A 22877-nucleotide genomic window follows, 5' to 3' on the forward strand; every position below is an offset into this window, starting at 1 on the left:
TCAGTCAGAGTTTCCGCTATTCCGGCTTTTCTTCAAAATTTCGTCATTGTCCTGCCCCAGTGCTGGCGGAGCGCTGCGGATAGATGCCGGAGTTTTGCTAAAACCCACAGGATGACGCAAGCCGCGATATTGGCCAAGCGCCTCATCGTTTAATTCAGCAAAGAAATCGACCGATGCAAGATGTGGGTCGTGCAAGACATCCTGCATAGCATTGTAGCGCATTGCGGGAATATTTTCCTCCGCCAATATCTCAACCCATTGATCGGTTGTCTTGGTCGCCGCGACTTCCTCAATAATCGCATATAACAACCCTGTATTCTGGGTCCGCGCTTCATAGGTAGAAAAACGCGGATCTTCAAAAACTCCAGGGCGTCCGCCAATCTCGAAAAATCTCTCCCATTGCGAATCGATATAAGGGACAATGGCAATATAGCCGTCCTTTGTGGGGTAAGGTCTGCGGCGCGGGTTTATTGAGCGGGTATACCCCATCTTGCCATCGCCATTTGCGTAGGTTGCTCCGTAAAGATTTTCCACCATGTTGAAGAATGTGAAACTTTCCAGCATTGGTACAGAGACAAATTGCCCCTCGCCTGTTCGCTCACGATGGAAAAGCGCCGCAAGAGTGGCATAAGTGGCAAATAATCCAACCGTTTTGTCAGCAATTAACGATGGTGCATATTCAGGGTCCCCGCCAGAGCGCTGTGCGTGGAGGGACGCAAAGCCGGATGCCGCCTGAACCAGATCATCATATGCCTGATATTCAGCATATGGCCCATCAGCACCATAGCCCGCGCAATGCGTGTAAACGATATCAGGCTTGATCGCACGCACGCCTTCATAGTCAAAACCAAGGCGCCGCATGCCCGCCATGCGCACATTATGGAAAAAGACATCTGCCCCTGAAAGCAATTCGGTAAGCTGCGCCTTTCCTTCATCGCTACCGGCATTGATGGTCACTGCTTTTTTGTTGCGGTTCAAAGCTGCAAATATCGGGCCGCGCTTTCCATCGGGAGAATAGCCCGCATAGCGCATCATATCGCCGGGCACTTTGCCCTGATCGAACTCCACTTTAATCACTTCTGCGCCCATATCGGCGAAAATCAATGTCGCAAATGGACCCATGACGACAGACGACATATCAATGATTTTGACCCCGCTTAAAGGCCCTTTGGCCATGCCTTCATTCTCGTTATCATGTTCGTCTTGATGAGAGGCATGTGTCATATATTGATCCAAATGATGAGATGAATAACTCTGCTCATAGCGCCTCGAGCAGAAAACACCAAATTGCACTAACAATGTGAATTTTCATAAAGTTACATCTCTGGAAAAGTAATAAATGTTGTGATACGGACAGCCTTTGTTGGCAAATCTAACGACGATTATCATAGGAAATTTGCATCGAGTCGCGATGCTTTTTCGTTAAATTAGAATATTTATGAGGGTAAAATGTTCACACTGTTCGAGAATAAAGAACGCAATCTGCGCGACCAACGCGAACTTCAAAACCTGCAACTGCGCTACGGCCATGATGTGCTGGATATATTGCAGACCCGCGCAAATGATAACGAACTGGATTATCGCAACCGCACCCATTGGCGGCGGCTGCTAAAATTGGCCAAGCGCAGCTTTTAGCTTAGACCAAAACTGCCATCAGCTTTTCGGTTGATATGTTTGCGCGGCCTCTGGGAAGGAACGATCCCGCACGTCAGCTGCATATTGCTGTGCCGCCTTTTCAATCGTGTCTGCCAATGTCTCATAGCGCTTAACAAAGCGCGCTGTGCGTTCAAACATGCCCAGCATATCTTCCGTGACAAGGACTTGCCCATCACATTGCGCAGACGCACCGATACCAATGGTGGGCGCTGTGACAGCTTTTGTGGCGGCTATGGCAATCGGCTCCACCACGCCCTCAATAACAATGGCAAAGGCCCCTGCTTCATCAAGCGCTTTTGCATCATTGACGATTTTGTCCGCTTCGGCATCGCTCCGCCCGCGCGCGGCATAGCCGCCCAAGGCATTCACAGCTTGCGGCGTCAGGCCGACATGGCCAACAACTGGAATGCCGCGTGCTGAGAGAAAGGCAATAGTGGGTGCCATCGCCTCTCCGCCTTCAAGTTTGACCGCAGCGGCTCCGGTTTCCTTCATAATCCGTGAAGCGCTGGCAAATGCCTGTTCAGGGGATGCTTCATAGCTGCCAAAGGGCATATCAACCACCACAACGCTATGATAGCTGCCGCGCACGACAGCCGCGCCATGGGCACACATCATGTCCAGCGTAACCGGCACAGTGGATGGCAATCCATAAATGACCTGCCCCAATGAGTCCCCGACCAACAGCATATCACAATGGGCATCAAGCAATTGCGCAGTACGCGCTGTATATGCTGTCAGCATAACAATAGGTTGCGCGCACACGCCTTCCACCTTGCGACGCTGGATTGCTGGCACGGTAAGCCTTTTCATCGGTTGCGGTGTCGGGTTGGCCCGGCTGGTGGATGTGTCGAGTTTATAAGTAGTAGACATGCCGCTCTTTTATCGCGCCAAACTGTGATTGGCCAGAGCGGAGAGATAAGGGACCAATATTAGATATTGCCAATTTTGTTTATTTTGGCCAAATTAAGGTTCTCACGACGATATTCAAATCCTCCACATAACAGGAATATGCCCATGCCAACAGCAATTGCTGGTGGTGAAGCTGGTCGTGATACCGCTCCTCCATCCAAAAGCCTGCTTATACTTATCGCTTTCATTGTGTTTATCGACATGATGGGGATTGGCCTTGTCATTCCCGTAATGCCTGATCTGATCGCGGAATTGACAGGGCGCAATGTTGCGGGCGCGGCGATTATTGGCGGTTGGCTGTTATCATCATATGCCATTATGCAATTTCTGTTTTCCCCGATTATCGGTGGTTTAAGCGACAGATTTGGGCGGCGACCAGTGTTGCTGATCACTTTGGCGCTATTGGGCGTCGATTATGCAATCATGGCATGGGCGCCAGATTTGATCTGGCTTTTCTTGGCGCGGATAATTTCAGGCATTATGGGCGCAAGCTGGGCAGCAGTGAATAGCTGTATTGCCGATATTACAGCGCCAGAAAATCGCGGTCGATATTTCGGCATGTTGGGCGGAGCAGGCGCGATGGGTTTTGTATTAGGCCCGGCACTTGGCGGCCTTTTGGGTGAAATCAATATCCGCCTGCCCTTCATCATGGCCTGCGTCATGGCATTGGGCGGCGCTTCAATAGGCTTTTTCATGCTGAAAGAAACGCTGCCAGAAGCGAAAAGGCGGGCATTTACGCTGAGCCGTGCCAATCCTTTAGGTTCGCTATTTCAAATGGCGAAAACCCCTTTGGTTTTAGGGTTTCTGGGCGTAATCTTTTTATTGCAAATGGGCGCACAATCGCAAATTGCGGTTTGGTCATATTATACAATAGAAAAATTTGACTGGAGCCTGTCAGACATTGGCTGGAGCGTAGCGCTGTTCGGGGTCTTGCTTGCTGCAGTCCAAGGCGTTCTGACTGGTGTGTTGATAAAATATATGGGTGACCGCAAAACAGCTATGCTCAGCCTGTTATTCGGCGTCCCGGCCTATCTCACATTTGCATTTGCCGGGGCTAGCTGGGTGATGATATTGGGCATCTTTATTGGCGCGGCGACAGGCTTTGCCTTCCCTGCAATGCAACAGATGATGTCATCACGTATCAATGAAGACGCGCAAGGTGAATTGCAGGGTGCGATTGCCAGCATTATCAGCCTGACATCAATTTTCGGGCCGATCGTGATGACATCAGTGTTCAAAACATTTGCCGATGGTGAAGGCGTCTACTTCCCGGGAGCACCTTTCATTCTTGCCGCAATCTTAAGCGGATTGGGCTTTATGCTCTACGCCCTGACGGTGCGCCGGTTTTACCCTATCGACAAATCCTGATGTGACATCTCAGTCCCTTAGCGCGCTGACAACGTCCTTAGTATTATCGGTAAAAATACCGTCGACACCGGCGGCAACAAATGCCGCTATCTCACCTGAAAAATCGCCAATCGTCTGGGGTTCACTGCCTTGGCGATATTCCGCGGGCAGGAAGATATTTTCGCGCCGCAAGGTCCAGATATGCACATCCAGCCCCACCATATGCGCATCGGCAACCAATGACGATGGCGCGGTTGAGCGATCATCACCGCTGCGTGGCAGTACCAGTGTTTTCTGCACGCCAATACCATCAGCATATTGCGCAATATCTTTTAGCCCGCTGGCGTTGGTCATCATTTTATAGTCCAGTTCGGGGTGGTCAGCAGGGTTTGGCGCAACACGAATAAGCTGGATCAGCCTGATATCGGTCAGCTTGTTCAATCGGCGCAGATTATCAATCTCAAAGCTCTGGATAAAGATCGGGGCATCGGCGCTGACATAACCGGCATTGTGCAATGTTTTTAACAATGGTCCGTCAAAACTAAGGCCTATCGCTTCAAAATAGCTAGGATGTTTTGTTTCGGGATAGATGCCGATAGTGCGCCCGGTTTCATTCTCTTTGACCCGGACAAGAGCGATAATCTCATCAAAAGTCGGTATCTGAAACAGACCGTCAAAGTCGGCGCTGCTCCTGCGCAGCTCCGGCAAGCGTTCACGGGCGCGCAGGGTCCGCAATTCCGCCAGCGTGAAGTCTTCTGTGAACCAGCCTGTTAGCGCGTGACCATCAATGGTTTTGCTGGTTTTGCGATCAGCAAATTCCGGATGGTCCGCAACATCTGTGGTGTCAGTAATCGCATTTTCGTGCCGCGCCACCAAGAAGCCGTCTTTGGTAAAGACCAGATCAGGTTCAACATAATCAGCGCCTTGATCAATGGCTCGCTCATAAGAGGCCAATGTATGTTCCGGCCGCTCCCCACTGGCACCGCGATGCGCGATGATCAGAACGTCTTTGCCTAGATTGGCACCATCACCGTCTTGTTGTGGCATGGCCTGCACCTCCGAAGACATAATTATAGCTAATGAAAGCATCCATATGGACAGAAAGATGTTGCGCGCAAACATTGCGGGTTTACCCGAGAATTTGCGGGAATAATCCAGTTATCAATATGACGCCTATGACCAGCGGGCAGAGCCACGCAATTAAGAAACGCCAAATCATATGCGGCGCACCGCTCATGCCATTTTCTTCATCGATCAAACGCTTATCAGCAATCCAACCAACAAAGATCGCCACCAACAATGCCGATACGGGCAACAATATCTTGCCCGTCACGACATCAATAATGCCAAAAGGATTTTGCTCGGCGAAGATACCAAAATTGAGCAAATAAAGCTCTGCCTGGCTGTTGAAGGAGAAAGACGACCATGTGCCAATCAAAAAGATCACACCGCCAAACACAACAGCAATAGTGGTGCGGCTTGCCTTGAACCGATGAACGGCCCAGCTAACCGATGCTTCCAGCAATGCAACTGAACTTGTCAATGCTGCGAAAAACACCATGACGAAGAACAATAGCCCTATCAAGCTGCCAAAGGGCATGGTTTGAAAAGCAACCGGCAGGGTGCTGAACATGAGTCCAAGACCATTAGGAACGGATTCTTCGCCAGAGAGAACTGCCGCCAGCACATCAGGCGCCATAGCCGCAAAAACAATCGGGAAAATGGCCAGACCTGCAATGATCGCAACCGATGTATCCGCAGAAGCAATAACGCCTGATGTCTTAGCCAAATTCGTATCCCGTGACGCATAAGCGCCATAGGTAATCATCAAAGCAGAACCCAGAGAAAGGGAAAAAAGCGCCTGCCCCAATGCAGAAAGCATAACATTCGGGTCGAGCAAGCGAGCCGGTTCAAAGGAAAAAAGGAAACTCAATGTCGGGCCAAAAGCGCCCGTTGCAACGCTGTATATTGTGATACCAAGGAACAATATAAAGAATGTCGGCATCAGCCAGATAGCCACCTTCTCAATACCGCCATGAACTCCGCGCGCTACGACAAAAATGGTTACCGCCATGAACAGTGCATGCATGGCGATCATCATGGTTGAATTGCCGTGCAGCTCACCAAGCAAACCAGCCACAGATTCTTGATCTTGCCCAGCAAAAGCGCCGGATGCTATCGCGCCTGTTGACAGTGCGCTGCCCAAATCAGAGACAAAAAGACCAGCAAAATAGATGATCCAACCAGCCAGCACGCTATAATAGCATAATATCAAAAAGGCACCGACCATGCCGATGCCTGCACCCAGAGACCATAAAGGCGAAGCACCCGAACGGCGTGCAACAGACTTCACACTTTCAATCGCCGATGATTGTCCAGCGCGGCCGATCAATGTTTCGGACAATAAAACCGGCAGACCGATCAACACCACACAGAAGATATAGAATATGACAAAGGCGCCGCCGCCATTTGACCCTGCTTCAGCAGGAAAGCGTACGAGATTGCCCAATCCAACAGCCGAGCCGACCGCTGCCATGATGAACGCGAAACGCGACGACCATTTTTCTGTACTCGCTGCCGGATTTGCGCCCGCGTCGGAACCTGCCAATGCCATGAAATGCCTTTCCCATATTTTGAAGCACTGTCTTAGCCAAACAATGGCCGTAATGCCAAGCCGCGAGACACTTATCTGTTATAAAAACATTTCTATTGCGGTTTTGCGTCAATATTCATGGCTATGGATATCCGCTCCCTTGTCCCATTATACCGCTCTACACTGTGGCGCAGCCATGCAGGGAACAGGATCAGATCGCCAACATTTGGACGCAGACGCGTCTCACCGTTTTGCGGCACTCCATCAGCACCCATTACACGCAGGGAATTAAGCCGCATATGCGTCATAGGAAAGCGCGGATCTTCCAATATCAATTCACCGCCGGCATCATCAGCAGTATCGCCGGGATCGACATAAAATACGGCCGCCCATAATTGCCCAGGATGTAGATGCGTTTTGTTCAGGCCGCCCTTAGGCAATATATTGGCCCACATATAAAGCGACCAATCCAGTGCTGTTGCATCGCCATTGTCCAGGCTGGTCACCTTTTTGGCCATAGCAAGGGCTTTATCCGCCACAAATTGCGCGGCGTCCCCGCCCCATTCACGCATCTTTGTATCCGAATGCCAGCCGCCAATATTGGAGCGTGCCAGCCCGGAATGCTCTGCACGGCGTTTATGGATCGCTGATTTCAGATCGGCTATCAGGCCTTCGCAAGCGGTAAAACGGGAATAGACGATCGTGGTCGCAAACAGGCCATTTAGCTCGGCACTGATTTTTACGTCGCTGTAGTCCGCCATGATAATATCCCCTTATTGAGAGGTCAGGGCCTGATCTCAAAAGCAATTATGCCAATATCGTCTCATAATCAGTGCTTTTAAAGCCGACCATTACGCCGCCATCACATACCAGAACAGGCCGTTTAATCATGGACGGATTCTCCACCATCAATGACAGAGCAATTTCTTCGGTGACATTTTCCTTGGCCACATCGGGCAGGTTTTTAAATGTCGTGCCGCGGCGGTTCAAAAGAACTTCCCAATCGCCCAGCTCCAAGGCCCAATCGGTCAGCATATCTTTGGTAACGCCTGATTTTTTATAGTCGTGAAAGACATAGTTGACGTTGTTGCGCTCAAGCCATTTGCGCGCCTTTTTGATCGTATCGCAATTGGCGATACCATAAAGTGTCGGTGTCATGCTGATATTCCCCGTTATAATTCTTTGCCTGCCCTTTAACAGATACAAGACGCATCAAAAGCGGTTTCTTTCCCAACAACCACAATTGCGCTGCTATTTGCCGCTTTCGTCATCATAATAGTCAATGTTGATCTGTTCAGCCGCCGCAACGGCCAAGCCGCGCGCCGCATCAACATCACCATCAGAAACCCGCGCCAAAGCCACACCCATGCGCCGATAGGGCCGTGTCGCCGGCTTACCGAAAATGCGCACATCCAGATGCGCATCATCAGGCCGCTTGGTCGCCAAGGCGTGATCTAGTCCATGAATCGCAAATGCCTCTGCATCACGATCAGCCAAGATAACAGCACTGGCCGCTGCGCCGTTGACTGCAATGTGTGGAATGGGCAAACCCAATATCGCCCGCGCGTGTAATGCAAATTCATTCAGCTCTTGCGAAACCAATGTCACCATCCCCGTATCATGCGGGCGCGGCGACAATTCGGAGAAGATAACCTGATCGCCCTTCACAAAAAATTCGACACCAAATAATCCATAACCGCGCCCATCACCGCCCAGCGCTTCCACCACCTTTGCGGCCATATCCTGCGCTTGCTTTAGCGCATGGGCCGACATCGCAGCGGGCTGCCAGCTTTCGCGGTAATCACCGCGCTCTTGCCTATGGCCGATAGGCGGGCAAAAATGCACACCATCTGCCGCGCGAACGGTAAGCAATGTAATCTCATAATCAAAATCAATAAATTGCTCGGCAATAACCCGCACTCTATCCCCGCGCATACCGCTCGCCGCATAATCCCAGGCCGCGTCAATTTCAGTCAGGTCACGCACTGTGCTTTGCCCTTTGCCCGAAGATGACATGACCGGCTTCACCACCAATGGCGCGCCAATACGCTGCGCCACCTCGGCCAATTCTGCCCGGCTCTCTGCATAGCCATATTGCGATGTCACCAGCCCAAGCTCTTGCGCGGCAAGGTCACGGATAGCATCGCGATTCATGGTAAGCTGCGCCGCTTTGGCCGACGGTATGACGTTAAAGCCCTGCGCCTCTACCTCGGCCAGCACTTCGGTGCGGATGGCTTCTATCTCGGGCACAATATGTGTCGGCTTATGTTTTGCGATAACCGCTTTCAGCGCCTCACCATCCAGCATAGAGAAAATCTCTGCACTGTCTGCAACCTGCATGGCAGGGGCCTCTGCATAGGCATCGCAGGCGATAACATAACAGCCCAGCCGTTTTGCAGAGATCACAAATTCGCGGCCCAGCTCGCCGGAGCCAAGCAACAATATTCTGGCTGTGGGGGTCATCTCATTCTCCTGTTCATCGCGGATATCTCCTGTCGGATTGCCTGCCGCATTGCAAGCCGCGCAGTGCTTAGCTGCCTGTTTTGCAAAGATGACGCGCCGGACAATCCTTGCAATGCAATTGCTTTGGTCGGCAAAATTGCTGCCCTACGCGCTTGACCAGCAAATGATGTTCGTCAACATCAGCAGGCGACCATTTATCCGGCAGCAAAGGCATAAGCACCATATAAGCGCGCAGCGTATCGGCCTTTGGCGGAACCAGCCCCATGCGCTGTATGACCCGGCGATGATTGGTATCAATTACCAAGGCAGAGCGGTTAAACGTGCTGGCATTCATAACCCCCGCACTGACCTTACGGGCCACTCCGGGCAATGTCTCAAGCCATGCCATGGCCTCGTCAGTCGGCAGATTGTGCAAATGGTCGAGCGTCACCCTGCCCCGTTCGGCAATAATGGCCTGCAAACATGCCTTTAGCCGCTGGGCCATTAGCGCCGGATAAGTCGCGGTTTTCAGCAAGTCTGTCAGCACATCCTCAGACAGCGCCGCCACAGCTTCCCAAGAACCATGCAGGGCCAGCATATTGTCAGTCGACGCATTGGAATATTGGGTCTTTGTCCGCGCACCAATAACGCCCTGAACCAGTGTCCACACCGGATCACGGCGTTTATCAGCAGGGCGAATGACACGGCCAAAATGCGCAATCAACGCTGCATGCAAAGCCGCAATCTGCTCCGTGCGCGGATCAGGACCAAGAGGGAGCTGCATATATTATCTGCGCGCGGTCAAGCACTCCTGCCCCATTAGCGTGACAAGGCGATGGAAAAGCTCACAGGCACAACAGGTGTAATTGATGGCAGACCGGCCAGTTCCTGCAATTGGGCCAAACCGCCTGTTAAATCCAACGACTCTGCGCTGATAATGGCGGGTGCATCAGAGACGACCAGAATGCGATCATCGGCAATGCGTGTCACGGTCACATCAGTGCGCACGGGTGCTTCAAGCCCTTTGAGCGTTAGCGTTGCATCGAGCGCATAGCCAACACTCTCTCCAACACTCAGCTTTTCAAAATTAGCAGGGTCCAGCTTGGCCGATACTGTCGCTATGGGGTTTTCCGCAACGTTGAAAAACACCTCGCGCATCCGTTCATTGCGAATGTCCACGCCCGTGTTCACCGAGGCCAGATCAATATCTATCTGGGCAGTGCCATCCGCGGCCACCATGCCTTCGACGCTTTCAAAAACATTGGCTTCGGCAACATCGCCGGCCTTGACCGAGACATAGCTAAGTTTTGAGTTTTCGCTATCAACCGTCCATGCCCCTTCAGTGACAGGCGGCGCGTCCACCTCTGCCGACGTACATGCCGTGACTGTGGCGACAGCCAATATCGCCGCTATGAAATTGGTGAACTTCGCCATCATACATCTCCAAAACGATCATTTACTAAGACTATAATGCATGAATTGCCGGGAAGTGCCATCCTGCATTTATTCCCACTCAATAGTGCCGGGAGGTTTGCTGGTGAAATCATACACTACGCGGTTAATGCCCTTAACCTCATTAACAATCCGCGTGGCGACGCGGGTTAGGAAGCTGGCATCAAATGGGTAAACATCGGCTGTCATGCCATCGGTGCTTGTCACCGCGCGCAACCCGCAAACATTATCATAGGTGCGGCCATCACCCATTACGCCAACCGTTTTAACCGGCAACAGAACCGCAAAGGCCTGCCAGATAGCGTCATAAAGCCCCGCATTACGGATCTCTTCCAGATAAATGGCATCGGCTTTGCGCAATATATCACAGCGGTCTTTGCTCACCTCACCGGGAATACGAATGGCCAGACCCGGCCCGGGGAAGGGATGACGCCCGACGAAAATATCAGGCAGACCCAATTCGCGGCCAAGATCACGCACTTCATCTTTGAACAGTTCGCGCAATGGCTCCACCAATTGCATATTCATCCGCTCTGGCAGACCGCCAACATTGTGGTGGCTCTTGATCGTGACACTTGGCCCGCCGGTAAAGGAGACGCTTTCAATGACATCAGGGTATAATGTCCCCTGCGCTAAAAACGCCGCACCGCCAATTTTCTTGGCCTCATCTTCAAACACGTCGATAAAGGTCTTGCCGATAAATTTGCGCTTTTTCTCTGGGTCCGTTTCGCCTTTTAGCCCGCCGAGAAACAGTTGTTCAGCTTCAACATGGACAAGCGGAATATTATAGCTGCCACGGAACATGCTGACGACCTGATCTGCTTCCCCCATGCGCATCAGGCCATGATCGACAAAGACACAGGTCAATTGATCGCCAATCGCTTCATGAATCAATACAGCGGCCACCGCGCTATCCACGCCGCCGGACAGACCGCAAATCACTTTGCCATCGCCAACCTGTTCGCGGATTTCGGCAATCTTGGTTTTCTTAAACTCTGCCATTGTCCAGTCGCCAGCACAGCCGCACACATGCCGGACGAAATTGGCAATCAGCTTGCCGCCATCGGGTGTATGCACCACCTCAGGATGGAACTGCATGCCATAATAGCGTTTTTCTTCATTGGCGATCACCGCAAAAGGCGCGCCCTGCGATGTTGCAACAACAGAAAACCCCGGAGCCAGCGCCGTGACCTTGTCGCCATGGCTCATCCAGACCTGATGCTTCTCACCGGGTTTCCATAAACCTGAAAACAGCGCGCAATTGTCGGAAACCTCTAAAAACGCACGGCCAAATTCGCCGCTCTCTCCGCCCTCAACATTGCCGCCCAATTTCTTGGTGAGTGCCTGTTGGCCATAGCAAATGCCAAAAACAGGCACGCCGCTTTGCAAGACTTCATCGGGAATATCCGGCGCATCATCCTCTGTAACAGAGGCCGGCCCGCCGGACAGGATAACTCCCTTTGGTTTCATACGCACAAAGGCTTCGGATGCGCTATTGAAAGGGGCTATCTCGCTATACACACCCGCTTCGCGCACACGGCGCGCAATAAGCTGAGTGACCTGGCTGCCAAAGTCGATGATCAGGATGGATTCGCTGGTTTGTGTCTGCATGGCCAGTGAATAGTTTGGCCCCGCCACCAAGTCCAGCAAGTGCAGCCTGATTTGCTATCGTTTTTTCAAATAGATTGCGGAAAAGCCAATTGGTTCTGCCATTTTCCGCACTGTCAGCAGTTTACCAGAATATAATCTATAGCGCTGCCGCAATTTTTTCCAATTCCGCACGCTGGCCGCCCGTTGCAAAAGGCATGATAAAATCGATATGCGGTTTGGCAGCTGCCTTACGTCCAGACGCAATTAACGCCTGCGCCAAATGCCAGCGCATTTCGATATTGGTCTGACGCTGTCCAACAGCAAATTGCAGATGTTTCACCGCTTCACTCCGGCTGCCGCCAGTTTTCAGCAGAACCCAGCCCAGCGTATCGCGCACAGACGGATCATCTGGGGTCAAAGAATAAGCAAGACGGGCATTTTCCAACGCCTTGCCATTTTGCCCGAGCTGCAATGCTGCATAGGCCATATTGTTGCGGATCAACGCATTATTGCCCAGTCCGCCTGCGACAGCTTTGTCGTAGAGCGATAGAGCCTTTGCAGGTTCGCCAGAAGAAAGCATTTTCCCTGCCTCCGCAGCAAGTTCACCAAGTTTTTGATTTTGCGGAACATTACCGCGCTTTGCCATCATCTCGGCGCTGTCTGCTTGCCCTGCTTTGGTATAAATCGCCGCTGCATAATTAAGCACCGCAGGGTCAATATCTGCACGTCCGGTAATGGTGTCCAATGCCTTAGCCGCTGCCGCACTGTCACCCTGTTGGTCAAGGGCATCGGTCAGCAACAATGTGCCTTTCACATGCCCGGGCATAAAGCCCAGAAAGCGCGTCATCTTCTCGCTAGCCTGATTATAGTTTTTGCGCTTCATGGCAACTTCACCCGCCAGAAGCAGCGAAGGCGGATGATCTGCAAGGCCGTCTTCAGCCTCCTGCATCAGATTATAAGCCGATTGCACATCACCTTTTTCAAAGAATATGCGCGCACGCAAATAGGCAGAAATGGCCTGAAGATTATACAAGCTATCAGCGCGATCCAGCAAGGCAAGCGCCTCATCATATGCACCTTCATCGGCACGTACACCAGCCAGGCTAAGCAATGGAATGCGTGAATCCGGATATGCTGCAAGCGCTCTATCAAAGAATTCCTGCGCCGCTTTCTTATTACCGGATAGCTGTTCAATCTGGCCAGCGATCAATAATGCGGACAGGTTTTTGCCATCTTTTTCCATCGCCTTAGCGGCCATAGCTCTGGCTGGCGTTATCCGGCCCTGCTCCAGCAAAATGATCGCATCAAGTGCATGAAGTTCTCCATCTTCAGGAAATCTCTCAAGTCCGTCACGCAAATAGGATCGGGCTTTCGCGATATCGCCCATATCTACAGATGCGCGCACAGCAGAAGCGAATGACACCGCATTCCAGCTATCAATATCATTTTCCAGCAAACTCAACGCTTCACTAGATTTATCCTGAAGAATAAGTGCCTTAGCCTTCAAATTTGCCAACTCATGCGCAGAAAATGATTGTGAGGGTTCTACTTTTGCTAGCGCTGTTTGTGCGGTCAGTCCGTCGCCCAATTCCAACATAGTTTTGGCAAATAGCAGATTGGCCTCAAACGAACGCGGATCGGCTTCCAATGCATTTTTCAAATGGATGCGTGCCTCTCCATAGGCATTGCTTTCAAAAGCCTGTCGCCCGGCTTCTAAAGGATCGCCGCCCACAGAGCCGCAACCCATAAGGAATAACAATGCCGGCAATGCGCCGCCCAGTCCGATATATCGCGCTTTTTTCATAGCCCTTACCTAGGGAATACTTCTAAATATAAACTGAACTTTACCCAGAAAGCAAAAAGCCAGACACGCTATATGTGCCTGGCCTTTATTCTGCATGCGATCACACATTCGAGTGATCGATATCTGAGATGGTATTAACCAATACTGGCTTGCTTACGACGCCGCAGCCCAAGTCCTAAGGCTGCAAGACCAAGAGCCATCAACCCTAATCCTGCAGGAGCAGGTACTGGTGTGCCAGGGCGACGCGCCAGATTAAAGTTGATATCAACATAGCCCAATGAACGGCCATATGGGTCCAACAAATTGAGCCATGCAGAGCCGCCAAAATCCAAAGTCTTGTCATTGGCGCCAGTGCCGAACTGGAACAAAGTGTTGCCACGGAACGGGTCAGCTTGATTAAGGGTGAAAACAGTTCCGCCAATATCAATGGTGCCGAAACCACCGGAAAAGAAGTCGATATCCGGCGTATCCGTAACCGGATTATAACCTACACCCGAACCGTTTTTAAATGCCAGGCCAGAGCCTGAAGTTGTTTCCAGAAAGTCTGTGAAATTCAGGTCGATATTGGCGACCGTACCCTTGCTGTTAATGGCGCTGCCTGTGAATGTTGCCGTTTGCTGCGCGGTATCAATTGCAAACAAGCTGCCATCCTGCAGATCAAAACGGCGCTGACAATTGTTTCTGATAGAACCAACATAAAGGCCATGCGCACAGCTGCTGCCTTGATTATAGCTTGTTACATCAAATTCAATAATATCAGCCGACGCCATTTGCGGCACAACCATAGTTGCGGCGGCTGCAAGGACGATTTTGGCAAGTGTTTTTAACATCGGGGTTAATCCTTAAATTCTAACTTGGCATTTTGTTTCGATATAGAAACGTTCAGGCAGAAACCGTGCCAAAGTTATAAATTATAGAGGAAACCAATGTTTGATTGGTTAACGCTGCTTCGAGCTATTTGTTTACTGTAAAATTTTCCGACGATATTTGGGCATATACTTAGCGAGAATACCCAAAAACATCTTCCATTCCTGAGTTATCAGCCTCTCAGTTCAGCCTCTAATCGTTCTGCTGCACGAACATCACCATTAACCCGGTAAGCTCGAGCAAGATGCGATTTGATCCCGCGATGATTAGGCAATAACTTTGCAGCCGATTGGATAAGCTGAAAGGCTTCCTGATTAGCGGTACCTTTAGACAGCAATATCCACCCCAAAGTATCCAAAATCATTGGGTCTTGCGGGGCAACAGCAAGTGCCTGTCTGGCAAAAGCCTCGGCATTGGCAACGTCCCCGCCCTGCAATGCGACCATCGCGCTGTTGTTAAGAACAAGTGGGTTGGTGCCATGCCCATTTGCACGCAAATTAGCATAAACCGTCCCAGCCGCCGCCCATTCGCCGCGTTTAATGGCTTCTTCTGCTTTTATCATTTCTGCACTGATATCACCCTTACCGGCAATTTTTGCACGGTTGGCCAGACTGGCAGAACGTTGATCGCCAGTTTTGGCACTCAGTTTGGCTACATAGGTCAAGGCTTCTTCAGAAGCTTGCGCGTTGCGAATAACCGGTTCCAACAAACGCATAGCTTCTGCCTGACGATTCGTTGCTTCAAAAGTCTTCGCTAAGGCGATCAAACCCTCTTCATCATTCGGTTCTGAAGCCAAAAATTTTGTAAGGCTTTCCTCGGCAAGTTCATAATTATTCCTGGCCAACGCCGTTTTGCCCTTTAACAAAAGCGCCAAGGGAAGTTCAGCAGAAAAACTATCCACTTTTTGTAACAGCCCAAGCGTCTTATCTATGTTGCCTTCAGCAAACTCCAGCCTGGCCAGCAGCAGGATTGCTCTTCCATCATCTGGGCCAATCGCCAATAGCTGATCTATATATTTACGGCTCTGCTCATAATCACCTTCATCATAGGCAATAGACGCTAAAGCAAATATTGGTGGTATAGCGTCAGGATAATTTTCTCTAATCGTTTCAAATGTTGTTTTTGCAGCGGCAAGATCATTATCCAACATCGCGATCCTGCCAGAAAGTTGCAAAGCCTCATAGGATTTGGGGTCACTCTCAAGAGCTTTGCCCAAAACAGATTTGGCCTGTTCAAGGTCACTGCTTTCAAAATAATATCTGGCCTTTAGTGTCAAAAGATCAATATTTTTGGGGTCCAGAGCCAAGGCGGCATCCCATGTGGCTATAGCTTCCTCGACACGCGCCAGATTAAGCAAAGAGAAACTTTTTGACCAAGAAAGAAGGGATTTTTGTTCAGCACTAAGACCTTCAACGTCAATGCCAGCAATAAAGGTCAGGGCTTCTTCAGATTTGCCATCAAGTGTTAGTGCTTTGCTTCTTAAAATCTGTGACTGCAAAAATGCATTCGATGTTTCAGGGATTTTGGCGAGCGCTGTTTGCGCACCAAGATAATCACCCAAATTTATCAATATTTCAGCATATAATAGATTGGCTTCAGGCGCATTGGGCGATTGCTTAAGAGATTCCAACAAATGAATACGAGCATCCCGAAACCGATTTTCTTCAAAAGCCTGTTCTGCGGCCTGCATCGGGTCACTTGCTGCGGTGTCACAGGCCGACAGAGCCATAGCCATTGCGGCAGATAGCAATAACAATTTAGGCTTTTTCATATTTATCAAATATCTCATATACACCTCTTAGCGCCAAATGCTTTATAGCATATAAATTTTGGTAAGGTTTCACGTAAAATAAGGTCAATGCGCGCATTGATGAAAAGAAACCGATTATTATAAAAATTATAGCGACATTTCCCACAGTCGCAAGGCCATGAAAAATGTCGGAATTTTATACAATTCGACATGGCTAATTTTTTTGGTTAATTTTTAAACCACTAAATTATAACAGAAATTTCAAACTGGCATGAGGTTTGCTTACTTTCTCACAGCAATGATTGACGTACTGCTTACAGTAACATGTTTATCATTCGGAATAGAAGAAACAGGGACGAGACTCTTATGAAAAAAATTGCAATCACACTCGCAGCCGCTGCATCTACCGTAGCCATCGCTACGCCAGCATCTGCCGATTTGTTTACCTACACGCAAACCAATGGCGATATTTTGACCGTTGATACGCATAATAACCGTGGCTCATTGGTTGGCCGCAACATCAACGCAACCTTTACGGGCGATTTTTCTGGCTTTACCGGCGGCGCAGCACCCACTGGCCGTTTTGCTCTGGATAGTGTCAGCGGCACCCGCCAATTTGGCTCTATATCAGCAGCCCCTAACGCTAACCGTCAGCAATTTCTGATTTTTGGTCAGCGCGGTGACCCAACACGTACAAATCTCTGGACCAGCTGGGGCAACCCTGTAATTGGTGGCGATTATATCTCTTTCATCGGTGGTTTTTCTCAGTCACCATCTACACCAGTTCCTGCGCCAGGTATGCTTGGCCTGTTCGGTCTGGGTCTTGCCGGTCTTGGCTTTGCTCATGGTCGCCGTAAATTTAAGGCACGCAAAGCTGCGGCTTAAATTATCGACTTACCAGATTATCATATCTGGGAATCGCAAAATCATGGGGTGTCCTAACGGGCGCCCCTTTTTGTTTTAGCTGTTCTGCGCTGCATATTCCTGTCGCAATTGCGTCTTCAAAACCTTGCCAATGTGACTACGCGGCAATTCCTTTAGTTGGTGGAGGGCAGAAAGGCGCTGCGTTTTGCCCAGTTCGGCATTGGTTGCAGATAGAATTTCGTCGCAATTAAGCGTATTGCCGTCTTTGCTGACCACAAAGCCTATCGGCGTCTCTCCCCAATCGCGCGACTCCACGCCGATAACAGCAGCATCGACAACATCTTCATGCGCCATGAGCGCCTCTTCAAGGTCGCGCGGATAGATATTAAAGCCGCCCGAAATAATCATATCTTTTGACCGGCCCATCAGAGTCACAAAATTGTCAGCATCAACCTGACCAATATCCCCCATACGCTGCCAGCGATTGCCATCTTCATCATACCAGCTCGCCTCCTGCGTTTTCTCAGGCTGATTTTGGTATCCAGACATCATTGTCGGGGAACGCCCGACAAGCTCACCCATTTCGCCGGCAGGCAATCGTTCGCCAGCGTCATTGATAGTAATAACCTCACTACCTCCCCATGGTTGTCCTACGCTGTGCAATTTATCGGGATGGTCATGCGCCAATAATACGCACACAACCCCGCCCTCAGTCATCGAATAGATTTCCACCAATCCGCCAGACATACGCTTTAACACTTCTGTCTTTAACTCGGCCGTAAAAGGCGCGCTGGTGCAATATTTCAGCATTAATGACGATGTGTTGAAATCATCAAAACAATCAAAATCCATAAGCCGCTGATATTGAACTGGCACCAGCATAGTGTGCGTTGCACGGTGCTGTTCACATAGTGCGCACCAGCGCGCGACATCAAATTTACGCATCAATATCGTGCTGCCACCAAAAGCAATAGTGGGGGTGAACAGCCCCAAAGTGGTGTTTGAGTAAAGCGGTGTCGACAGCAAGGTAACTTGCCCTTCTTCACCATAACCCCCGCCGGTCTGCGCCTGTCGCCAGCGCATAAGACGCGAATGGACGATACCTTTGGGCGTGCCTGTCGTACCGCTGGAATAGATGATATTATAAGGGTCATCCGGGCCAATATCCGGGGTAATATAATTGTCTGTGTCTCCTGCCATCCAATCATATAAGGCAGGGCAATCATCCATTGCCTGGTCCATCATGACATGGTTGAGCCGCGGCAAGGTTACGCCGCTTTCAAGCAATTCGGCCCGCTTGATAGTATCGATGAACAAAAGGTCAGCACCGCTATCGGCCATCATCGCGGCCAGCTGTTTGGGCGTTGCAGAGGTCGTCAGCGGAGCCGCGCAGCCACCTGCCACAATTGCTGCAATATATACCAGAGCATAGCGTGCCGTCGTTGTACCAAGAATAGATACAGCCTGCCCTTTTTTAAGACCATCGGCCTGCATCTGGGCGGCGATACGGTAAATTAAATGCTCCGCCTCACCCCAGTTAAGCCGCTCTTCGCCATCATCAAAAGCCATGCGTTCGGGCCGGTCTTTTGCGTGCATGGTAACCAGATCATGCAAATGACCGAATGGTTTGTCGAGATAGTCAGCAGGCGTCATCATTTGGCCTTTATCTTAGCGAAGCAGCGTTTTGCTCTTGCTTGGAAGGAAAACAATCATCATTGTTCGATCATGTTTTCAGCGAGGAATAGCAATATTCCTTATGCGCCCATGTTTAGCAAGCCATCACGCACCAGCTTTCGGAGAAATATAAGTGGAATCAATTTATTGGGTGATTAACCATGCATGCCATCGCCGGTGTAAGCATTGCTATGACACACGCTTTCGCCCCTATGTTCGCGATGCGTTAGAGAATAAGGTGCTGGAGGCAGAAACGGCCTTTGAGGCGATCATCGACAATCTGCCGGATAAGTTGGAATTTCGCAAAGCGGATGGTGAAATGGGCAAAGGCCGTATCATCCTTGCTGGCGGCGAAGTGCTGGTCGATCCTGTTCGTGAGCGTGTATTATACCCCATCATGGAACGGCTACAGGCCAAATATGGTGAGCGCGCGCATATCATTGTCCAGACAACCGGCGATCTGGTGACCGACAAGATACTCGACGAATTGCTGGAGCGCGGCGCCTGGCTGATTTCAGCCGCTGGTATGGATGACTATCATGTCGGCCATGAAGGCGAAAAGCGCATCCCGTTAATCGAAAAACTCCGCGCTATGTTTACCGAGCGCGGTATGGCCGAGATGCCGGAAGGCGAGCCTGTGCGGCTAAGCGGCGGTAAACCAAGGGCCTGGTATAATCTTATCGGCGCAACCGATGATGCATGGATTGGCAAATTATGGCCGCGCGGACGGGCATGGGAAAATGGCCTGACCAAAGCGGATATGGATGATAATTTCTGCAATGCATGGTCGGGAGGATTGAATTTCCTGAACCATGGTGAAAGCGGTTCAGAAGTGTCCATTGAACCAGATGGCAAAGTCTATCCATGCTGTTTGAAAACGGCAGCACCATTGGGCGATCTGACGCAGGAAAAACTGGTTGATATGCTCGATACACTAAAGGACTTACCGGCTTTGCAGGCGATAAATCGCGGTGATCCGTCCGCTATGGGCGAAAGCCATGGCATGAGCCGCGACGCATTCATTGCCAATAGCTCGGCGCAAATGCCCAATGGCAAGACCTGTGAAAATATGTGCATTGGCTGCGATCATTTTTTCACAAATGTGATGAGCCCTATTTTGGAAAAAGCACAGCAGGACAGGTTGGCTACAGCGCAGTGAGTAAGGGCGAATGACCCTATTACAGCCGCTTTTGGGTATCTGTGTTTTGGTTGCCATTGCATGGGTGTTCGCGGAGAAACGCCAAAACCTGCCATGGCGCTGGGTGGCTGGTGCGATTGCGCTCCATCTTGTCCTTGCGCTCGTTCTGCTCCGCTTTGAGCCTGCCCGTCTGTTTCTTGCCGGCGCTGGCTCGGTGGTCACAACACTGGAACAGGCGAGCAAAGCCGGGTCATCCTATATGTTCGGCTATCTGGGCGGCGCGCCTTTACCATTTGAAACCAAGACCAATGCCAATACACTCATCATAGCGTTTGAGATTTTGCCCATCATCCTGGTCACAGCAGCGCTCTCTGCCCTATTGTGGCATTGGCGCATATTGCCGATCATCATTCAGGCCATGGGTTGGGCTTTGCGCCGGTCACTTGGCGTTAGCGGCACAGTCGGGCTTGGCACAGCGGCCAACTTCTTTTTGGGTGTCGTGGAAAGCCCGTTGGTGATCCGTGCATATATCGCCTCCATGCCGCGCTCTGACCTTTTCATGGTTATGACAGCCGGAATGGCAACGGTTTCCGGCGCAGTTCTGGTGCTTTACGCCAGTGTGATTGATGATCTGGTTCCACAGGCCGCTGGCCATATCATAACAGCCTCACTGATCTCCCTACCCGCAGCCTTGTTATTTGCGCGGATCATGGTTCCCCCTGATGCGACACAGAGCCAACCCGAAATAGAGACAGAAGCCGCGCAATCCATCCGCTATGAATCAAGCCTCGATGCCGTTGTTCAAGGCGTTGAAGATGGTTTGAAAGTGTTCTTAAGCGTGATGGCCATGTTGATCGTCGTATTCGCTCTAATCTTTATAGCGGATGCTATACTGGCCCAATTGCCCTATGTTGATAGCCAGGCCCTGAGTGTCAGTCGCATTTTTGGTTGGATATTCGCGCCGATTGTCTGGCTTTTTGGCGTTCCTTGGCAGGATGCTTTGGTCGCTGGCCAGTTGATGGGCAGCAAGGCGATTTTGAATGAATTCATCGCCTATCAGCAAATGGCACAGCTGGCCCCTGATGCCTTAAGCCCGCGTTCCATGATTATTATGACCTATGCTATGTGCGGCTTTGCAAATTTGGCCAGCATAGGCCTGCAATTGGCAACATTCTCATCACTGGCACCAGCAAGGCGGGCAGATATTGTCTCTCTCGGCTGGCGGGCATGGCTAGCTGGCAATCTGGCCAGCGGAGCAACTGCGGCCATTGTTGCCCTCACCATTGCATAATTTAGATAGGCAATAAGAGGCCTTGACTGGTTTAACGACGGTAGCGGCCACCAAAACACGTCATTGATCCATCGCGGCTTTTTTGCGAACCCTTATACTGCCCGCCACACGCTACCCGCGTACCATCACGGCTATGTTGATAGCTGCCATATTTTCCGCCTGCGCAAATCCTGTGTCCGTCACGGCTATGTTGGTAACTGCCATATTGCCAACCACAAGCCACATCACTGCCGTCGCGGCTATGTTGATAGCTCTTATATCGCCCACCAGTACAAACAGTCGTGCCATCGCGGCTGTGTTGATAGGATGTATATTCACATCCGCAGCGCACTATGCTGTCAGAGATATGTTTATAGCTTTTGGAACCCGGCTCACAAATTTTTGACTGGGATGCATTATAGTCATGCACAGCGCGCAATTGCGCCTGTTGCCGTGCCACCACAGCCGCATTTCTGCTCTCATCATAGGCCGGCACATCATCAATATTTTGCGCATCAGAGTTGGGCGCAGAAATACGCTCACTATCGTTATTCGCACGTGATGATGCTCGCTCTTGTCTGTCTTGAGCACCTGCCTCTTGTTGCGCTCGTTCAGCCTCTAACGCTAAGTTCTGCGCCTCGCTCTGCTCTAGGCTCTGACTGGTATTCCAATAAGCAATTGCCAAAAAGGCAATCACAGCAAGCAAGAAAATGGTCGTCCAACGCATAATGCCTGTTCACTCCCTCGTAACACGGGCTCCATAGCCTTGCATTACATCTTCAGATTCAGGGTGCTGCCCATATCGAGACGCCCTATTTGTATATCGCGCAATATTTTATGTTTCTTCATATTGCTGTTCATAGGCCAATTGGTCTTTATCCAGCTTACGTTTGCGCAGCCAGCCATAGCCAGCAACAAGCATGGCAAGAACAAGCCCCAATATCAGCACAAACATATGACTATCAGATGACCGCAGCGCAGCTTCACGCCCGTTCGGGAACACGTTGACTGTTACAAAAGCCGGTTCAAGGGCGGCCTTGCCAGCCATAGCTTGTGATGCATCACTATTTCCGCCTGCTTCTAACCTACCGTTCAGCACAAAAACCATGCCAGCTTGCCCCTCGTCCGCAACAAGCTGCAACAATTGCTCATCACTGACAATTCCATCAATCTCCATAACTGCTTTTGCCGGAGCCGAGAAATCCGTCGCATCAACGGGATAAAGCGGCATGAACAGTTTGCGACTGCGTTCCCGTCCGCGCTTTGTTCTTACCGTTTCAACCATAAAATCGACATTGCCCTGCGCCCGGACAACTACCTCGTCATAATCATTGCTGGTTTCGCCGCTCGCGATAGCTTCAATGCCGACTTCTTCTGGCGCAGCATGCGACAGTGCGGCCTTACGTTCCATATCGGTTGTATAGCTAGCATATGCCACAAAAATACCGGCAGCCAGCAACAAAGGTGACACAATAAAATACACCAATGGCGGTAACTTAAACAAACGAAATAGCATGAAAT

The 22877-nt window shown here is 50.6% G+C and carries 21 protein-coding genes; 5 read left to right on the forward strand and 16 right to left on the reverse strand.

The genetic code is table 11. From position 1 onward, the window contains the following. On the reverse strand, positions 1–1224 hold the full coding sequence (locus ACR9YC_RS08955) for a CaiB/BaiF CoA transferase family protein (RefSeq protein ID WP_438726536.1): 1224 nt from the start codon (positions 1222–1224) through the stop codon (positions 1–3). 225 nt (positions 1225–1449) lie between these two features. Here ACR9YC_RS08955 and ACR9YC_RS08960 point away from each other — a divergent pair, with 225 nt between their 5' ends. Beyond that, positions 1450–1635, forward strand: a complete 186-nt coding sequence (locus tag ACR9YC_RS08960; protein WP_438726538.1) for a hypothetical protein — start codon at positions 1450–1452, stop codon at positions 1633–1635. A gap of 18 nt (positions 1636–1653) precedes the next feature. Here ACR9YC_RS08960 and panB read toward each other — a convergent pair whose 3' ends face one another. After that, positions 1654–2526, reverse strand: a complete 873-nt coding sequence (gene panB / locus ACR9YC_RS08965; RefSeq protein ID WP_438726541.1) for a 3-methyl-2-oxobutanoate hydroxymethyltransferase — start codon at positions 2524–2526, stop codon at positions 1654–1656. 144 nt (positions 2527–2670) lie between these two features. Between panB and ACR9YC_RS08970 the strand changes: the two genes are divergently transcribed. After that, positions 2671–3933 carry an MFS transporter gene (locus ACR9YC_RS08970; RefSeq protein ID WP_438726544.1) on the forward strand — a complete coding sequence of 421 codons (1263 nt, stop codon included), beginning with the start codon at positions 2671–2673 and terminating at the stop codon, positions 3931–3933. Between the two features lie 9 nt (positions 3934–3942). Here ACR9YC_RS08970 and ACR9YC_RS08975 read toward each other — a convergent pair whose 3' ends face one another. The 11 genes from ACR9YC_RS08975 to ACR9YC_RS09025 all read right to left on the reverse strand — a co-directional run bounded on the left by ACR9YC_RS08975 (position 3943) and on the right by ACR9YC_RS09025 (position 16431). After that, complete coding sequence (locus ACR9YC_RS08975) at positions 3943–4959, reverse strand: glycerophosphodiester phosphodiesterase (protein WP_438726546.1); 1017 nt, start codon at positions 4957–4959, stop codon at positions 3943–3945. 82 nt (positions 4960–5041) lie between these two features. Continuing rightward, complete coding sequence (locus ACR9YC_RS08980) at positions 5042–6526, reverse strand: sodium-dependent transporter (RefSeq protein ID WP_438726548.1); 1485 nt, start codon at positions 6524–6526, stop codon at positions 5042–5044. A gap of 92 nt (positions 6527–6618) precedes the next feature. Next, entirely contained in the window at positions 6619–7266 is a 648-nt protein-coding gene (locus tag ACR9YC_RS08985) for a TIGR02466 family protein (RefSeq protein ID WP_438726550.1), read from the reverse strand. A gap of 46 nt (positions 7267–7312) precedes the next feature. Further along, positions 7313–7663 carry an ArsC family reductase gene (locus tag ACR9YC_RS08990; protein ID WP_438726552.1) on the reverse strand — a complete coding sequence of 117 codons (351 nt, stop codon included), beginning with the start codon at positions 7661–7663 and terminating at the stop codon, positions 7313–7315. 93 nt (positions 7664–7756) lie between these two features. Then, complete coding sequence (gene purT, locus ACR9YC_RS08995; RefSeq protein WP_438726555.1) at positions 7757–8968, reverse strand: formate-dependent phosphoribosylglycinamide formyltransferase; 1212 nt, start codon at positions 8966–8968, stop codon at positions 7757–7759. Positions 8969–9035: 67 nt separating this feature from the next. After that, positions 9036–9731 (reverse strand): endonuclease III domain-containing protein, encoded by a 696-nt coding sequence (locus tag ACR9YC_RS09000; protein WP_438726557.1) that lies wholly within the window; start codon positions 9729–9731, stop codon positions 9036–9038. A 35-nt stretch (positions 9732–9766) separates the two neighbouring features. Beyond that, entirely contained in the window at positions 9767–10384 is a 618-nt protein-coding gene (locus ACR9YC_RS09005) for a YceI family protein (protein ID WP_438726559.1), read from the reverse strand. Between the two features lie 66 nt (positions 10385–10450). Then, positions 10451–12010 (reverse strand): glutamine-hydrolyzing GMP synthase, encoded by a 1560-nt coding sequence (gene guaA, locus ACR9YC_RS09010; RefSeq protein WP_438731731.1) that lies wholly within the window; start codon positions 12008–12010, stop codon positions 10451–10453. 136 nt (positions 12011–12146) lie between these two features. Further along, entirely contained in the window at positions 12147–13793 is a 1647-nt protein-coding gene (locus ACR9YC_RS09015; RefSeq protein ID WP_438726562.1) for a tetratricopeptide repeat protein, read from the reverse strand. Positions 13794–13927: 134 nt separating this feature from the next. Continuing rightward, positions 13928–14623: a PEP-CTERM sorting domain-containing protein gene (locus ACR9YC_RS09020; protein WP_438726565.1), complete on the reverse strand. Its 696-nt coding sequence runs from the start codon at positions 14621–14623 to the stop codon at positions 13928–13930. A gap of 209 nt (positions 14624–14832) precedes the next feature. Continuing rightward, positions 14833–16431 carry a tetratricopeptide repeat protein gene (locus ACR9YC_RS09025; protein WP_438726567.1) on the reverse strand — a complete coding sequence of 533 codons (1599 nt, stop codon included), beginning with the start codon at positions 16429–16431 and terminating at the stop codon, positions 14833–14835. Positions 16432–16776: 345 nt separating this feature from the next. On the opposite strand from ACR9YC_RS09025, the gene ACR9YC_RS09030 reads away from it, so the two are divergent. Then, positions 16777–17295 carry a PEP-CTERM sorting domain-containing protein gene (locus ACR9YC_RS09030; RefSeq protein ID WP_438726570.1) on the forward strand — a complete coding sequence of 173 codons (519 nt, stop codon included), beginning with the start codon at positions 16777–16779 and terminating at the stop codon, positions 17293–17295. 75 nt (positions 17296–17370) lie between these two features. Here ACR9YC_RS09030 and ACR9YC_RS09035 read toward each other — a convergent pair whose 3' ends face one another. After that, positions 17371–18930 (reverse strand): class I adenylate-forming enzyme family protein, encoded by a 1560-nt coding sequence (locus tag ACR9YC_RS09035; protein WP_438726572.1) that lies wholly within the window; start codon positions 18928–18930, stop codon positions 17371–17373. A 151-nt stretch (positions 18931–19081) separates the two neighbouring features. On the opposite strand from ACR9YC_RS09035, the gene ACR9YC_RS09040 reads away from it, so the two are divergent. Both ACR9YC_RS09040 and ACR9YC_RS09045 read left to right on the forward strand, forming a co-directional pair. Then, complete coding sequence (locus ACR9YC_RS09040) at positions 19082–20107, forward strand: SPASM domain-containing protein (protein WP_438726575.1); 1026 nt, start codon at positions 19082–19084, stop codon at positions 20105–20107. A 10-nt stretch (positions 20108–20117) separates the two neighbouring features. Beyond that, positions 20118–21377, forward strand: coding sequence for a NupC/NupG family nucleoside CNT transporter (locus ACR9YC_RS09045; protein WP_438726578.1), 1260 nt, complete (start codon positions 20118–20120; stop codon positions 21375–21377). A gap of 31 nt (positions 21378–21408) precedes the next feature. Here ACR9YC_RS09045 and ACR9YC_RS09050 read toward each other — a convergent pair whose 3' ends face one another. After that, positions 21409–22083: a hypothetical protein gene (locus tag ACR9YC_RS09050; protein WP_438726580.1), complete on the reverse strand. Its 675-nt coding sequence runs from the start codon at positions 22081–22083 to the stop codon at positions 21409–21411. Between the two features lie 108 nt (positions 22084–22191). Beyond that, the gene (locus ACR9YC_RS09055) at positions 22192–22872 is read right to left on the reverse strand and encodes a hypothetical protein (protein ID WP_438726583.1); all 681 of its coding nucleotides are present in this window, start codon (positions 22870–22872) and stop codon (positions 22192–22194) included. Between the last annotated feature and the right edge of the window lie 5 nt (positions 22873–22877).

This window comes from Parasphingorhabdus sp. DH2-15, from assembly GCF_051668705.1.
Classification (GTDB): domain Bacteria; phylum Pseudomonadota; class Alphaproteobacteria; order Sphingomonadales; family Sphingomonadaceae; genus Alterisphingorhabdus.